This is a genomic window from Niveispirillum sp. KHB5.9 (genome assembly GCF_048066115.1).
Lineage (GTDB): Bacteria > Pseudomonadota > Alphaproteobacteria > Azospirillales > Azospirillaceae > Niveispirillum.
On sequence record NZ_JBLTYX010000003.1, the window covers coordinates 74718 to 90304 of the forward strand.

The window sequence follows — 15587 nt, forward strand, 5'->3', positions numbered from 1 at the left end:
CTGTTGCATGACGGGACCGGCCATGGAATTGTGACGATTGGCTTCAGGTCCGGGGGTCGCGCCGAAATTGGGCGACCGGACTGGATGCGAAGGGACAGAGGCCGCGATGTCGAAACGTGACTATTACGAAGTTCTCGGCGCGCAGAAGAATGCCAGCGCCGACGACCTGAAAAAGGCCTATCGCAAGCTGGCCATGCAGTATCACCCGGATCGCAACCAGGGTGACAAGACGGCCGAGCAGAAATTCAAGGAAATCAACGAGGCCTATGACTGCCTGAAGGACGAGCAGAAGCGCGCCGCCTATGACCGGTTCGGCCATGCCGCCTTCGAGGGCGGGCGGGCTCCCGGTGCGGGGGGCGGTGCCGCCGGCTTCGATTTCGGCGGCGGCTTCGCCGACATCTTCGACGAGATGTTCGGGGAGTTCATGGGCCGTGGCGGTCGCGGCGGGCAGACCAACAACCGCGGCGCGGACCTGCGCTACAACCTGGAAATCAGCCTGGAGGACGCCTTCAAGGGCTCCGCCACCCAGGTGCGCGTGCCCACCAGCGTCATGTGCGATCCCTGCGGCGGGTCGGGTGCGGAAAGCGGCAGCAGCCCCACCACCTGCACCACCTGCAACGGTGCGGGCAAGGTGCGGGCCCAGCAGGGCTTCTTCACCATCGAACGGTCCTGCCCCACCTGTAACGGTGCCGGCCGCGTCATCAAGGACCCGTGCCGCCATTGCAACGGCCAGGGAAGGGTGCGCAAGGAGAAGACCTTGGCTGTCTCCATCCCGCCCGGCGTGGAGGATGGCACCCGCATCCGCCTGGCCGGAGAGGGGGAGGCGGGATTGCGCGGCGGCACGCCGGGCGATCTCTATATCTTCCTGTCCATTGGCGCCCACCGCTTCTTCCAGCGTGACGGTGCCAACCTGCATTGCCGTGTGCCCATTCCCATGACTACGGCGACGCTGGGTGGTTCTATCGAGGTGCCGACCATCGATGGCAGCCGCGCCAAGGTCAACGTGCCGGCCGGCACCCAGACGGGCCACCAGTTCCGCCTGAAGGGCAAGGGCATGAGCGTGCTGCGCAGCCCGGCGCGTGGCGATCTCTATATCAATGTCATGGTCGAAACCCCGGTCAACCTGACCAAGAAGCAGCAGGAACTGCTGCGCGAGTTCGAGAAGGAAGCGGCCGAGAACGGCCATAACCCCGAGTCGGAAGGCTTCTTCGCCAAGGTGAAGGAGTTCTTCGCGGATTTGAAGGATTGAGGTTGGGAGCTTCCTCTTTCCCGATCACCAACCGTTACCCCGGCGAAAGCCGGGGCCCAGTTCGTAGAGACCTGAGCTTGTGATCTGGGCCCCGGCTTTCGCCGGGGTGACGGTTGAAGGGAGCGGCACGAAGGTGCCCAAGCGGTGGCGGAAGGTGGTTTTGCCTTAATTCGGGCGCGCTGCTGCTATTAAAGACACCTCGTATCGCTGACGGTAACGTGGCGCCCCTATCCCGGACCCATCCCCTATGAGCTTCGCCCGCGCCATCGCCACCGTCGGCGGCATCACCATGGTCAGCCGCGTGCTGGGTTTCGTGCGCGACATGCTGCAGGCCCGGTTCCTGGGCGCCGGCATGGAGGCGGATGCGTTCTTCGTGGCCTTCCGCCTGCCCAACCTGTTCCGTTCGCTGTTCGCCGAAGGCGCCTTCACGGCGGCTTTCCTGCCCCTGTTCAGCGGTACCTTGCAGAAGGACGGCAAGGAGGGCGCCATCGGGCTGGCGGAGGAGGCCTTGTCCTTCATGGTCGCCATCTTGATGGTTTTCTCAATCATCATGGCTCTGGCAATGCCCTGGGTGGTGGCGATACTGGCCACCGGATTTCACGACGATCCGGCGCAGTTCAAGCTGGCCATTACCCTTTCCCACATCACCTTCCCCTATCTGGCGCTGATTTCCATCACCGCCCTGTTTGGCTCTATCCTCAATGCCGTGGGCCGGTTCGGACCGTTTGCGGCAGCCCCCATCCTGCTGAATATCGTGCAGATCACCGGGCTGCTGCTGTCGGGGCCGCTGGGCATCGGGGCGCATTGGATGCTGGCCTATGGCGTGCCCATCGCCGGGCTGGCGCAGATGCTGTGGATGATCGTGGCGGCCAAGCGGGCGGGCATGGGCCTGTCGTTGCGTCGCCCCCGCCTGACGCCACGCGTGAAGAAGCTGTTCGCGCTGCTGGCGCCGGGCATCCTGGGGGCCGGGGTCTATCAGTTCAACCTGCTGGTCGGCACCAACCTCGCCTCCTGGTTGCCCACGGGGGCGGTCTCCCATCTGCAATATGCCGACCGGTTGAACCAGCTGCCCATGTCGGTGATCGGGGTGGCGGTGGGCACGGCGCTTTTGCCACTGCTGTCCCGGCAGATGGCGGCCGGTGACCATGACGGGGTGAAGGCCAGCATTTCCCGCGGGCTGGAATTCGCCGCCCTGTTCGGCCTGCCGGCCACGGCGGCCTTGCTGGCCATTCCGGCACCGCTCGTCCATGTCCTGTTCAAGGGCGGGGCCTTCACGGCGGCCGATGCGACGGCGACGGCGGCGGCGCTGCAGGCCTTCGCCATCGGCATTCCCGCCTTCATCGTGGCCAAGATCCTGTCCTCGGCTTATTTCGCCAAGCAGGACACGAAAGGGCCGGTGCGCATCGCCATCGTGGTGCTGATCGGCAATGTCCTGGTGTCGCTGGCCCTGATCGACCCGCTGGGCCATGTCGGGTTGGCCCTGGCGCCGGGTCTGACGGCCTGGCTGAACGTGGTGCTGCTGGCCATCGGCCTGCGCCGGCGGGAGCTGTTGTCACCCGATGCGCGGTTGAAAAGCCGGCTGTGGCGCATGGCGCTGGCGGCGGTTGGTCTGGCCGGGGCCGGCATCGGGCTGACGGAATTGCTGGCGCGCTTTCTGTTCGCCGGGACGGCGCCGGAGCGGATCGCGGCCCTGGCCGCTGTCATCATCGGCGCCTCCATCACCTATTTCGCGCTGTGCTTCCTGTTTAAGGCCACGCGCCTTGCGGAGATCAAGGGGCTGCTGCGCCGGGGCAAGGGCACGCCGCCAGCTTGACCTTGGATCGGCCGGCGCGCCATACAGGCAGCCCGGCATTTCGCCTTCCACAAGCGACCGATCGAGACCCATAACATGAGCCTTATCTTTTCCGGCATGCAGCCGACCCGCCAGCTCCACCTCGGCAATTATCTCGGCGCATTGAAGAACTGGGTGAAGTTGCAGAACGAGATGGACGCGATTTTCTGCGTCGTCGATCTGCACGCGATGACCATCGACCATGATCCGGAGACCCTGCGCTCCAACATCCGCGAGGTCGCGGCGGCCTATATCGCCGCCGGCATCGACCCGGAAAAGAACATCCTGTTCAACCAGTCGGCGGTTTCCGGCCATGCCGAGCTGAACTGGATCCTGGCCTGCCACACGCCGCTGGGTTGGCTGAACCGCATGACCCAGTTCAAGGAGAAGGCGGGCAAGCAGAAGGACAATGCCGTCCTGGGGCTCTACGCCTATCCGGTGCTGATGGCGGCCGACATCCTGCTCTACAAGGCCACGCATGTACCGGTGGGCGAGGATCAGAAGCAGCATCTGGAACTGGCCCGCGACATTGCCGGCGCCTTCAACCGCTATTACAAGGCCGACGGTTTCTTCCCCCTGCCGGAACCGCAGATCCTGGGCGAGGCGACGCGGGTGATGAGCCTGCGCGACGGCACCAAGAAGATGTCGAAGTCGGATGAGAGCGAGTATAGCCGTATCAACCTGACCGACGATGCCGACACGATCGCGCTGAAGATCCGCAAGGCCAAGACCGATCCGGAGCCGCTGCCCGAGACGGTGGAAGAACTGGAAAAGCGTCCGGAGGCCAACAACCTGGTCACCATCTACGCGTCGCTGTCCGACACCAACCGCGCCGCCGTGCTGGCCCAGTTCGGCGGGCAGCAGTTCAGCGCCTTCAAGGGGGCGCTGGCCGACCTGTCGGTGGCCAAGCTGGCCCCCATCGCCGGCGAGATGAACCGCCTGTTGGGTGATAAGGCGGAGCTGGACCGGTTGCTGAAGAAGGGTGCCGACCGTGCTGGCGAGATCGCGGCGCGGACGGTGAACGAGGTCAAGGATCTGGTGGGGTTGGTGCGGTTCTGATCACCGCTTTCCGGCGAAATGGCACGGGATGGACGGGCAACCGTCCATCCCGTTTTCGTCACGCCGCCTTCTTCTTCACCTTCGCCACCTTGGCCGGTTCCGGCTCACCCTCCGGCTCGGCCAGGGCCGCCAACAGTGCCCCGCGGATTTCCGCCAGCTTGCGCTCGTGCGTGATCTTCAGGCCGAACACGTCCTTCACATAGAACACGTCGATGGCGACATTGCCGTAGGTGGAAATCTTCGCCGACGCGATCTGCAGGTTGGCCTGGGTCAGCGTGCGGGTCAGCAGATAGAGCAGGCCCGGCCGGTCGCGGCCATTGACCTCGATCACCGTGTGGTTGCCGGTGACGGTGTTATCCACCAGCACGCGTGGTGCGACCTTGAAGGCGCGGGACCGGGCCGTCTGTGGCGGGCGCTTGCGGGCCAGTTCGTCGGCCAGGCGCAGTTCCCCCGCCAGCACCTTGTCCACCATCACCGACAGCCGCGCCAGCTTGTCGCCGCTGTCGAAGGACCCACCACCGGCCGCCTGCACCGTGAACACGTCCAGCGCCATGCCGTTGGTCATGGTGAAGATGCGGGCATCCATGATGTCCGCCCCGGCCAGGGCCAGCGCCCCGGCCAGACGGGAGAACAGGCCCGGATGGTCGGCGGTATAGACCGTGACCTCCGTGATGGTCCGACCGCGATCGACGCGGGTATCCAGCGTCAGCGGCGCTTTGGTGCGTTCCGCCTCCCGGATCAGCCGGGCATGATGGGCCAGGGTCGACGTGTTCAGCGACAGCCAGTAACCCGGATAGGCCCGCGCCAGATGCGCATCGATATCGGCCACGGGCCAGTCGGCCAGCTGCGTGCGCAACTGGCTTTGCGCGGCGGCCACCCGACTGTCGCGGCCTTCGGTGCCGACCACGCCGGACATCCGCTCCTCGCTGCGGCGATAGAGCTGGCGCAGCAGGGTGGCCTTCCATCCGTTCCAGCGGCCGGGACCCACGGCGCGGATATCGGCCACGGTCAGGCAGAGCAGCAGCTTCAGGCGTTCGGGGCTTTGCACCAGGTCGACGAACTTGGCGATGGTATTCTCATCATCCAGGTCGCGCTTCAGGGCGGTGTCGGACATGGCCAGATGCCAGCGCACCAGCCAGACGACGGTTTCCGTCTCTTCCTCGCTCATGCCCAGGCGGGGGCACAGCTTCTCGGCGACCTTGGCACCCAGGATGGAATGATCGCCACCACGACCCTTTGCGATGTCATGCACCAGCATGGCGACATAGAGCGCGCGCCTGGAATTGACGGTGTGGATGACCTCCGATGCCAGCGGCACCTCGTCGGTCAGGGCCCCCTTCTCGATCTGGTGCAGGATGCCGACGGCGAACAGCGTATGCTCGTCCACCGTGAAGTAATGATACATGTCGAACTGCATCATGCCGACGATGCGGCCGAAATCCGGCACGAACCGGCCCAGCACCCCGGCCTCGTTCATGCGGCGCAACGCCAGTTCCGGGTCCTTGCGCGACGACAGGATCTCCAGGAATAGCCGGTTGGCATCCGCATCCTCGCGCAGCTTCGGCCCGATGCTGGACAGGGCGCGGGTGATGGCGCGCAGGGCGTTGGGATGGATGTCCAGATCGTTTTCCTGCGCCACATGGAACAGGCGGATCATGTCGATGGGCTGATCCTTGAAATGCCGCTCCGACTTCACGTTCAAGCGGCCGGCATCCAGGGTGAAGCCGTTGAAATCCGCCCCGCGTGCGAAACGGCGGCGCAGGAAGGCGAAGCGCGGTGCCCGCTTGCTCTCCTGCTCAAGTGCTGCACAGAAGATGCGGGTCAGGTCGCCGACATCCTTGGCGATCATGAAATAATGCTTCATGAAGCGCTCGACGGCGTTCTTGCCGGCATGCTCGGTATAGCCAAGCCGGCGCGCCATCTCCATCTGCACATCGAAGGTCAGGCGGTCTTCCTGGCGGCCGGTCAGGTAATGCAGCTGGCAGCGGGCGGCCCACATGAAACTCTCGGCCTTGGCGAAGCGCTGCGCCTCCTCCGGCGTCAGCACGCCCTTGGCCACCAGCCCCTCCACCTCGTCCACCTGATAGGCGTATTTGGCGATCCAGAACAGGGTCTGCAGATCGCGAAGCCCGCCCTTGCCCTCCTTGATGTTGGGTTCCAGCATGTATCGGCTGTCGCCGATCTTGCGGTGGCGCTCGTTGCGCTCGCCCATCTTGGCTTCGATGAAGGCGGTGACGCTGCCGCCGGCCGCCACCACATCCTTGGCGAAGCGCTTGCGCAGCTCGTCGAACAGCACCCTCTCACCCCACAGGAAGCGGGCTTCCAGCAGGCTGGTGCGGATGGTCATGTCTTCCAGCGACAGGCGGATACATTCATCCACCGACCGCACGGCATGCCCGACCTTCCAGCCCAGGTCCCAGAGCAGGTAGAGCATGTATTCCACCACCTGCTCCACACGCGGCGTGCGCTTGTAGGGCAGCAGGAACAGCAGGTCGACGTCGGAAGACGGCGCCATTTCCGCGCGGCCATAACCGCCGATGGCGGCCACGGCCAGCCGTTCGCCCTTGGTCAGTTCCGCCGTGGGATAGACATGGTCCAGGGTGAAATCGGCCAGCGCCTGGACGATGCTGTCGGTCATCTTGGCCGTCTGGTGCACGCAATCATCGCCGCGATGCGATGCCTCGAACCGGGCGCGGATGGCGGCACGGCCTTCGGCCAGGACTTCCTTCAGCAAGGACAGCAGGGGCCCGCGCAGCTTGTCGATGCTGCCGTCATGGGCCTCCACCAGGGCGTTCAGCCGCTTGGTGATACTGCTGCGGCTGGGGATCGGCGGTTGCCGCCCGCCCTCGGACCGGCGGGAGCTGCCGTCGGCGGCTGGGCTGGTGCTGGGGGTGATGGTGGGAATGGTATCTGGCATCGCGCGGGTTCCGGGACTGTCCCTGCGCGACAGTATGGCACGAAACATCCGTCCAGGCTTGGGCCTTCCGTATATGAACAGCCCCATTCCCCCCCTCCCTGGGTTGAATTTCGTCAAGGCTGCCGTGCAACGCGCCGCCGCGCGGCCTTCATCAGCCGCTTGGCATTCTCATTGGTGGCGCGGTGATAGGGGGCCAGGCCCCGGCCGCCCAGGCGCGTGGCCTCCAGCGCCATGCGGCCGCAGGCGATCTCCGCCGCGTTCAGGCTGGTTTCCACATAGTCGCTGGCGGCACCGCCATAGCGGATGGGGTCGGGCGGGGCGGCCATTTCCATGCCGGCCTGGGCGGCGGCGGTAATCTGCTGCGCCAGCCATTCGAACCAGACATCGGACAGGGCCCACAGGCCGGATGCCAGGGCGCGCTGGGCCTCCAACGCCGCGTCCAGCTTTTCCCAGACCATGCGGGTGATCTCGGGATCCTTCAGGCGGGTCGGATCAATGCCGGCAGCGCCCAGCCGCATGACGCGCAGCCAGATGGTTTGCTGCGCCGCCCACAAGGTCTCGCCCAGGACCAGGGCGGTGGTGGATATCTCCGCCCCCACTTCCGCACCACGTGCGGCCAGCGGCGTTTCCAGGGATTTCGGGGCCTGTCGCGTCATCGTCCGTCCCCCTCTCAGAGCGGGGGATTGGCCCCGCCAGGAAGTAGGGTACAGAGTGTCATGCTGCGGCGCAACATGCCCTGCGACGGACGGTCGCTGGGGAGATGGGTAAACAATGCCGTGACAAATCCGTCACGGGTGTTGGGCGGCCTCATCCGGCGTCAGCGCCTGGATCGACAGGGCATGCACCCGTTCGGCCAGCTCGGCCGACACCGCGCCATAGACCAGGCGCTGGCGGGCGACGCGGCCCATTCCCTGGAACTTGTCCGACACGATGGTGACGTCGAAATGCGTCTCTCCGCCCGGCTGGTCGGCGCCCGCATGGCCGGCATGCCGGTGCGAGACGTCCTTGATGGTCAGGGCCTGCGGGTTTAGAGCCTCTGTCAGCTTATCCCGCATGCGGGTCGCATAGATTGCCATGATGTGTTTCCGGGCCTTGTCTAGCCTTGGGTGAAGCATGGCCAACAGGTAGTGGATCATCATGCCGGATGCCAGCCCGCCGAAGCCGGCGGTGAAGAAGACCAGCCATATCGTGACGCGGCCCATGGCCTTGACCCTGCTGGTGCTGGTCATCCTGCTATGGGGTGTCAACTGGCCGGTGATGAAGCAGGTGGTGGGCCATATGCCGCCGGTCAGCTTCGTCGCCTCGCGCCTGCTGCTGGGCGCCGTCTCCCTGCTGATCTTCACCGCCGCCACGCGCCAGCTGCGCCTGCCGTCGCGTGCCGACCTGCCGGTGATCTTCTCGGTCGGCTGCCTGCAGATGGGTGCCTTCATGCTGATGATCACCATCGCGGTCCAGCATGTGCCGGCCGGCCGGGCCGGCATCCTGGCCTATACGACCCCGCTCTGGGTCGTGCCGCTGGCGCTGCTGTTCCTGCGGGAAAGGGTGGGCTGGGCCAAGGCAGGCGGGCTGCTGGTCGGGCTGGCCGGGGTGGCGGTGCTGTTCAACCCGGCGGCCTTCGACTGGACGCAGCGGCCGGTGCTGCTGGGCAACGGGTTGCTGATGCTGGCCGCCTTCGTCTGGGCCTGCAACATCGTGCATGTGCGCCGCCATCGCTGGGTCGGCACGCCTTTGACGCTGGCGCCCTGGCAGATGATGCTGGCGGCGCTGATCGTCACCATCGTGGCCCTGGTCACCGAGGATCAGAGCCATATCGACTGGTCCGGACAGCTGGTCGTACTGCTGATCTTCAACGGTCCCATCGCCACGGCCTTCGGCTTCTGGGCCATGGTCACCGTCAACCGCGCCCTGCCGGCCATTACCACGTCGCTGGCCATGCTGGGCGTGCCGGTGGTGGGGCTGGTGTCGTCGGCGCTTTGGTTGCATGAGCCGCTGACGGTCACCAATCTGGCCGGTCTGGGCCTGATCGGTGGCGGGCTGGTGCTGGTGGCGCTGTCGGAACGGCGGTAATACCGGTTCGCGATATCGGGAACCGGTCCGGCGGCGCCTGAGGCCGATGATCGGTGCGATCATCGGGACTTGGCATAGCCCTTATCCCCTTGCCGGGGGTGCGGCTATTATCATACAAATCCTTCCGATAAATATGACTAATGCGCCGGGGACCCTCATCGGCGCGTCGGGGAAGGATCAACACCGTGTCAGCACCCGTCGGCGCGTCCGCCGCCACCCAGTCCGTGCCGTCCGGGGGCGGTTCCTACCGGCCCGCCCTCACGCTGCTGGCCAGCCTCTTCTTCATGTGGGGCTTCATCACGGTCATCAACAACACGCTGCTGCCGCATCTGCGCAGCGTGTTCGACCTGGATTACACGCAGACGACGCTGATCGAGTCGGTATGGTTCATCGCCTACTTCTTCGCCTCCATCCCGTCGGCCAAGCTGATCGAGCGGGTGGGGTATCAGAAGGCGCTGGTGATCGGCCTGGCCATCATGGCCATCGGTGCCCTGGGCATGATCCCGGCGGCCCGCCTGCCCTCCTACGGCGTCACGCTGGTGGCGCTGTTCGTGATCGCCTCGGGCATCACCTTGTTGCAGGTGGCGGCCAATCCGTATGTGGCGGTGATCGGCCCGTCGGACAGCGCATCCTCGCGCCTGAACCTGGTGCAGGCCTTCAATTCGGTGGGCACGACGCTGGCCCCGCTGTTCGGCGGCTATCTGATCCTGGGCCGCACCACGTCCGGCACGGTGGAGGCGGGCACGGTCCTGACCCAGGCCGAACGCCTGGCCGATGCGCAGTCGGTGCAGCTGCCCTATCTGATCGTGGCCGGCGTGCTGGTGCTGCTGGCCATCGTCATCGCCCGTTTCCCGCTGCCCGCCATGGGCCAGCATACGGCGCGTGCCGACCGGGAGGCGCGGGCCGGCCTGTCGCTGTGGAAGCATCGCAATCTGGTGTGGGGCATTCCGGCCATCTTCATCTATCTGATCGCCGAGATCGGGGTGGCCAACCTGTTCATCAATTTCGTCTCCCAGCCGGAGATCGGCAACACCACGCACCAGGAGGCGTCGAACTACCTGTTCCTGCTCTGGGGCGGGATGATGGTCGGCCGCTTCGCCGGCAGCTTCCTGATGCGCTCCATCCCGGCCGAGACGGTGCTGGCCTGGTTCTCCGTCGGCGCCTTCGCGGTGATGATCGTCACGGTGTTCGCCAGCGGGCCTGTGGCCATGTGGGCGCTGATCCTGGTGGGCCTGTTCCATTCCATCATGTTCCCCACCATCTTCACGCTCGGCATCCGCGGCCTGGGGCCGCTGACCGAGGAAGGATCGGGCCTGCTGATCATGGCCATCGCCGGCGGTGCGCTGGTGGTCGTCCATGGCTGGCTGGCCGATATCTACGGCCTGCAGCTGTCCTTCCTGCTGACGGCGGCGTGCGAGCTGTATGTGCTGTTCTACGCCCTGTGGGGCGCCAAAACCCCGAAGTAATATTGTTCCCTCAGGCGCCGGGCGCCCAATCCGTGGGCTTGGCTCACGCCGCATATGCGGCGGACCGGCAGTCGCCGGCCTTTGGCAAGAGTCGCCGGTTCGGGGTGTGATATTGCCGTCAAGCCCGGTTTGCCTGCATGGCAGACAGACCGGGGGACGGTTCATGGCAACATCGGCGTCCTTGTCAGCTTCGCCCTTGCCACCCATACTCCGCTGGTTATGCAGAAGAACCGGCCCAACCTCTCCTTCGATTTCCGGGAAAGCCCGCGCGCCCAGGTGCGCGCGTGCGATCATACCGGCTGTCGCGAGGCGGGCGAGCATCGCGCCCCCAAGGGCCGCGACAAGCTGAACGACTATTACTGGTTCTGCCTGGACCATGTCCGCGACTACAACAAGTCCTGGGACTATTACGCCGGCATGAGCCAGGCGGAGATCGAGCGGCAGGTGCGCCAGGACACGACCTGGCAGCGCCCCTCCTGGCCCATGGGCGACTGGCGCACGCATGAGCGGCGCACCCGCGACAAGGTGTTCAATGGCGGCTTCGCCTTCGGCGCCGACTGGTCGGGCGAACAGGGCGAGGCACGCCGTACCGCCCCCGGCCCCCGGCCCCGCACGCCGGAGGACGAGGCTTTGGCCCTGCTGGAACTGCCCCCCGACGCCGATTTCCCCGCCATCAAGGCCCGCTACCGCCAATTGGCCAAGCTTCACCACCCCGACGCTAATGGCGGGGCGAAAGAGGCGGAAGAGCGGTTGAAATCCATCAACCAGGCCTACACCACGCTGAAAGCCGCGTTCGGCGGCCAGCATATGGACTAGGGCCCAGGCCCGGCATCGCATCAGAGATCAGAAGCAGCGCAAGAATGGCTCCCGACATGGCATCCAACAGCACGGTCACCCACGAACTGCCCGATATCACGGTTTCCGTGCGCGAGGTTTTCGGCATCGACAGCGACATGCGCGTCCCGGCCTTCTCCGTGGCCAACGAGCATGTGCCCGAGCGTGACAAGGCCTATCGCTTCGACCGCGAGACGACGATGGCCATCCTGGCCGGCTTCGCCTACAACCGCCGCGTCATGATCCAGGGCTATCACGGCACCGGCAAATCCACCCATATCGAACAGGTGGCGGCCCGGCTGAACTGGCCCTGCATCCGTGTCAACCTGGACAGCCATATCAGCCGCATCGACCTGATCGGCAAGGATGCCATCGTGCTGCGCGATGGCAAGCAGGTGACGGAATATCGCGAGGGCATCCTGCCCTGGGCGCTCCAGCATCCCTGCGCCGTGGTGTTCGACGAATATGATGCCGGCCGTCCCGACGTGATGTTCGTGATCCAGCGCGTGCTGGAGGTGGAAGGCAAGCTGACCCTGCTGGACCAGAACAAGGTCATCCGTCCCCACCCGGCCTTCCGCCTGTTCGCCACCGCCAACACCGTGGGCCTGGGCGATACGACCGGCCTTTATCATGGCACGCAGCAGATCAACCAGGGCCAGATGGACCGCTGGAACATCGTGGCCACCCTGAACTATCTGCCGCATGCCGACGAGGTGCGCATCATCCTGGCCAAGGTGCCGGATTATGATACGGACGAGAAGCGCGGCACCGTGGCCTCCATGGTCCGGTTGGCGGAAATGACCCGTAGCGGCTTCATCGCCGGTGACATTTCAACAGTGATGAGCCCGCGTACCGTTATCACATGGGCCCAGAATGCCGCGATTTTCGGCGGCGATATCGGTTTCGCCTTCCGTGTTTCCTTCCTGAACAAGTGTGACGAGGTCGAACGCGCCACCGTGGCGGAATATTACCAGCGCTGTTTCGGCCAGGAATTGCCGACCGGCGCCTTCAAGGGCTCACTCGTCTGAAGCATACAACCGTGAAGATTTCAGGGGCGTCCACATCAACCGATGTGGCCGCCCTTTTCGTTGCAGTTATTTCTTTGCAAGCATGCAATGAATAGAAGCCACCCATCCTCGATGGATTCTAAACATGTTAATCCCCACCATAGGTATTGGTCGAAGGTTGCAGCGCGGCAATTGATGAGTTGGGAATTTTCCGATATCGTCATCCCTGGGGCAGTTGTTGTTACTTTGGAGAATGCGACGATGAAGAAGTTTGGATTGGGGCTGGCCACGCTGCTGCTGGCCGCTCAGCCGTTCGTGGCCGGTGTTGCCATGGCTCAGTCCGCGCCGTCGGGCGGCACGCAGGCGACTGCCGGCACCTCTGCCGACGCCAATGACGCCGACAAGGAAATCTGCAAGGGTGAGAAGCCGACGGGCACCCGCCTGGCCAAGAAGAAGGTCTGCCGCACCAAGGCCGAATGGGACGAGTTCTATCGTCTCCAGCGTGCCGAGACGGAACAGATGCAGCGTAACGACATGGCGATCAAGACGCCCAAGGGCTGATCCGATGTCGCGCAATGGCGGGCCGATGGGGCGGCCCGGTTCAACGGCTGGGCGGACCGCCGCCCGCCGTTGCCCATTGCGCAGGTGAAAGCCTGTATGGGCGTCCCTTGGATAACAACGGGAGGAAGCACATGCGTGGTTTTGCCATTCTCACATTGGCGGTGGCCCTGACGGCCGTACCCGCCCTGTCCGTCCATGCCCAGGCGTCGGGCGGACAGACCCCGGCCGTGACCGGATCGCCGGCCGCGTCGGAAGCCGACAAGCCCATCTGCAAGAAGGAAAAGGAGACGGGAAGCCGTCTCGCCGCCAAGAAGGTCTGCCGGACCAAGGCGGAATGGGACGAGTTCTACCGCCAGCAACGGGCGGAGACCGAGCAGATGCAGCGCAACGACATGGCGACCAAGACGCCTAAATAGGGCTGCTCCCTTAAATAACGCTGTTCCCTCAGGCGTCGGGCGCCGCCGTCCGGCGGCTTGGCTTGCGCGCCCACGTGGGCGCGTGGCCGGCGGTCGCCGGCCTTTGGTGCTTTTCCTGGCAGGTTGGGGCCGGCAAACCGTTGATGCATGACGGATAGGGGCAAAACGGTTGGGTGTGGCGGCACCCTTCCGTTATTGTCTTGTTGCGCCCAGCCGGTGCCACGGACCCAGCAGTGACGGATCATGACCCAGGAATCCCCCCTTGAGACCTTCAAGCGCGCCACCACCGCCACCGTGCGGGCCCTGGCCGACCGCAAGGATCTGGTGGTGGGTTTCTCCTCCGAACCGGCGGGCGTGGCGGGAACGCGGGTGCGCGTGCCGCTGCCACCGCGCGATCTGAACCCGCGTGAGCTGGCCCATGTGCGCGGGTCGGCCGATGCCGCCGCCCTGCGCCTGCGCCACCATGACGCCGCCATCCATGCCAACCGCATGCCTGTCAGCGAACAGGCCCGCCTGTCGTACGAGGCGCTGGAACAGGCGCGGGTGGAAGCGATCGGGGCCGTACAGATGAAGGGTGTGGCCGGCAACCTGGCGGCCAGCCTGGAGGAGAAGTATCGCAAGCTGGGCTTCGACCGGCTGAACGATCCCGAACAGGTGCCGGTGCCGGACGTGTTGCGCCTGCTGGCGCGCGAGGCGATGACCGGGGCGCCGCCGCCGGAAAGTGCGAAGGCCGCCATCGACCTGTGGCGGCAGAAGGTGGCCGACAAGCTGGGTGGCGGTCTGGACAAGCTGGGCGCGGTCATGGATGACCAGGACGCCTATGCCAAGGCCGTCCGCCGCCTCTTGTCCGACATGGATATGGAGGTCGGTGCCGAACCGGAAAGCGACGAGGGCGAGCAGGATGACGCCCCGGAAAGCCCCGATGCCGGCGACAGCGACAAGGAGATGGACAGCCAGGGCGGCCAGCAGCAATCCGGCGAGGATCAGTCGCAGGAGATGCAGGACCAGCAGCAACAGCAGCGCCGGTCCGAGGATGCCGCCGAGGGCGAGGATGGCGAACAGGCCGAAGGCGAGCTGAGCGAGGGCGAGGGATCGGAGGAGCCGGGTAATCCCGGCAACCCGCCGCGCGCCGAACGCGGCCGCAACGAACCCGATGCCGGCGCCTACAAGGCCTATACCAACGCCTTCGACGAGGTGGTGGATGCGGCTGATTTGTGCGATCCGGACGAGCTGACGCGCCTGCGCCTGATGCTGGACCAGCAGCTGCAGCATCTGCAGGGGGTTATATCCAAGCTGGCCAACCGGCTGCAGCGCCGCCTGCTGGCCAAGCAGACGCGGTCCTGGGAATTCGATCTGGAGGAAGGGATGCTGGACGCGGCCCGCCTGGCCCGCGTCGTTATCAACCCGACCATGCCGCTGTCCTTCAAGCGGGAGAACGAGACGGATTTCCGCGACACGGTGGTGACGCTGCTGATCGACAATTCCGGATCGATGCGCGGCCGCCCCATCTCCATCGCGGCGATGAGCGCCGACATCCTGTCCCGTACCCTGGAACGCTGCGGCGTGAAGGTGGAGATCCTGGGCTTCACCACCCGGGCCTGGAAGGGCGGGCAGTCGCGCGAACGATGGATCGCGGCGGGCAAGCCGCCCATGCCCGGCCGCCTGAACGACCTGCGCCACATCATCTACAAAGGTGCCGACGCCCCCTGGCGCCGGGTGCGCCGCAATCTGGGCCTGATGCTGCGCGAAGGCATCCTGAAGGAGAATATCGACGGCGAGGCTTTGATGTGGGCGCACCAGCGCCTGTTGGCCAGGCCCGAACAGCGCCGCATCCTGATGGTGATCAGCGACGGCGCGCCCGTGGATGACAGCACCCTGTCGGTCAATAACGGCTCGTACCTGGAAAAGCACCTGCGCGCCGTCATCGACTGGATCGAGACCAAGAGCCCGGTGCAACTGGTGGCCATCGGCATCGGCCACGACGTCACCCGCTATTACCGCCGCGCCGTCACCATCATCGATGCCGAACAGCTGGGCGGCACGGTGATGGAGAAGCTGGCGGAGCTGTTCGACGAGGATGGCCGGCGCGGCTGGGGGGCCGGTGCGTCCCGGCGCGCGGCCGGCGGGCGGCGATGAAGCGGGGCTTGCAGAAGACAGCTCAATAATTTTCGACCATCATA

General features: G+C 65.4%; 13 protein-coding genes. 10 read left to right on the plus strand and 3 right to left on the minus strand.

Annotation, left to right across the window (positions count from 1 at the left end; genetic code table 11):
- Positions 1-106 precede the first annotated feature (106 nt).
- The 3 genes from dnaJ to trpS all read left to right on the plus strand — a co-directional run bounded on the left by dnaJ (position 107) and on the right by trpS (position 4139).
- Complete coding sequence (dnaJ, locus tag ACM9HJ_RS07020; protein WP_416570997.1) at positions 107-1249, plus strand: molecular chaperone DnaJ; 1143 nt, start codon at positions 107-109, stop codon at positions 1247-1249.
- A 247-nt stretch (positions 1250-1496) separates the two neighbouring features.
- Positions 1497-3062 carry a murein biosynthesis integral membrane protein MurJ gene (murJ, locus tag ACM9HJ_RS07025; RefSeq protein WP_416570998.1) on the plus strand — a complete coding sequence of 522 codons (1566 nt, stop codon included), beginning with the start codon at positions 1497-1499 and terminating at the stop codon, positions 3060-3062.
- Between the two features lie 75 nt (positions 3063-3137).
- Complete coding sequence (gene trpS, locus ACM9HJ_RS07030; protein WP_416570999.1) at positions 3138-4139, plus strand: tryptophan--tRNA ligase; 1002 nt, start codon at positions 3138-3140, stop codon at positions 4137-4139.
- Between the two features lie 58 nt (positions 4140-4197).
- Here trpS and ACM9HJ_RS07035 read toward each other — a convergent pair whose 3' ends face one another.
- From ACM9HJ_RS07035 to ACM9HJ_RS07045, 3 genes are all read right to left on the minus strand, one after another.
- Complete coding sequence (locus ACM9HJ_RS07035; protein WP_416571000.1) at positions 4198-7056, minus strand: [protein-PII] uridylyltransferase; 2859 nt, start codon at positions 7054-7056, stop codon at positions 4198-4200.
- A gap of 113 nt (positions 7057-7169) precedes the next feature.
- Complete coding sequence (locus ACM9HJ_RS07040; RefSeq protein WP_416571001.1) at positions 7170-7712, minus strand: hypothetical protein; 543 nt, start codon at positions 7710-7712, stop codon at positions 7170-7172.
- 132 nt (positions 7713-7844) lie between these two features.
- On the minus strand, positions 7845-8132 hold the full coding sequence (locus ACM9HJ_RS07045) for a BolA family protein (RefSeq protein ID WP_416571002.1): 288 nt from the start codon (positions 8130-8132) through the stop codon (positions 7845-7847).
- Between the two features lie 61 nt (positions 8133-8193).
- Between ACM9HJ_RS07045 and ACM9HJ_RS07050 the strand changes: the two genes are divergently transcribed.
- The 7 genes from ACM9HJ_RS07050 (at position 8194) to cobT (ending at position 15543) form a co-directional block, all read left to right on the plus strand.
- Positions 8194-9123, plus strand: coding sequence for a DMT family transporter (locus ACM9HJ_RS07050; RefSeq protein WP_416571003.1), 930 nt, complete (start codon positions 8194-8196; stop codon positions 9121-9123).
- A 185-nt stretch (positions 9124-9308) separates the two neighbouring features.
- The gene (locus ACM9HJ_RS07055; protein WP_416571004.1) at positions 9309-10589 is read left to right on the plus strand and encodes a sugar MFS transporter; all 1281 of its coding nucleotides are present in this window, start codon (positions 9309-9311) and stop codon (positions 10587-10589) included.
- Positions 10590-10808: 219 nt separating this feature from the next.
- On the plus strand, positions 10809-11405 hold the full coding sequence (locus ACM9HJ_RS07060) for a J domain-containing protein (protein ID WP_416571005.1): 597 nt from the start codon (positions 10809-10811) through the stop codon (positions 11403-11405).
- Between the two features lie 56 nt (positions 11406-11461).
- Positions 11462-12451 (plus strand): cobaltochelatase subunit CobS, encoded by a 990-nt coding sequence (gene cobS / locus ACM9HJ_RS07065; protein WP_416571006.1) that lies wholly within the window; start codon positions 11462-11464, stop codon positions 12449-12451.
- Positions 12452-12691: 240 nt separating this feature from the next.
- Positions 12692-12991, plus strand: a complete 300-nt coding sequence (locus ACM9HJ_RS07070; RefSeq protein WP_416571007.1) for a hypothetical protein — start codon at positions 12692-12694, stop codon at positions 12989-12991.
- Positions 12992-13122: 131 nt separating this feature from the next.
- On the plus strand, positions 13123-13407 hold the full coding sequence (locus ACM9HJ_RS07075; RefSeq protein ID WP_416571008.1) for a hypothetical protein: 285 nt from the start codon (positions 13123-13125) through the stop codon (positions 13405-13407).
- 243 nt (positions 13408-13650) lie between these two features.
- The gene (cobT, locus tag ACM9HJ_RS07080; RefSeq protein WP_416571009.1) at positions 13651-15543 is read left to right on the plus strand and encodes a cobaltochelatase subunit CobT; all 1893 of its coding nucleotides are present in this window, start codon (positions 13651-13653) and stop codon (positions 15541-15543) included.
- The last annotated feature ends 44 nt before the right edge of the window (positions 15544-15587 follow it).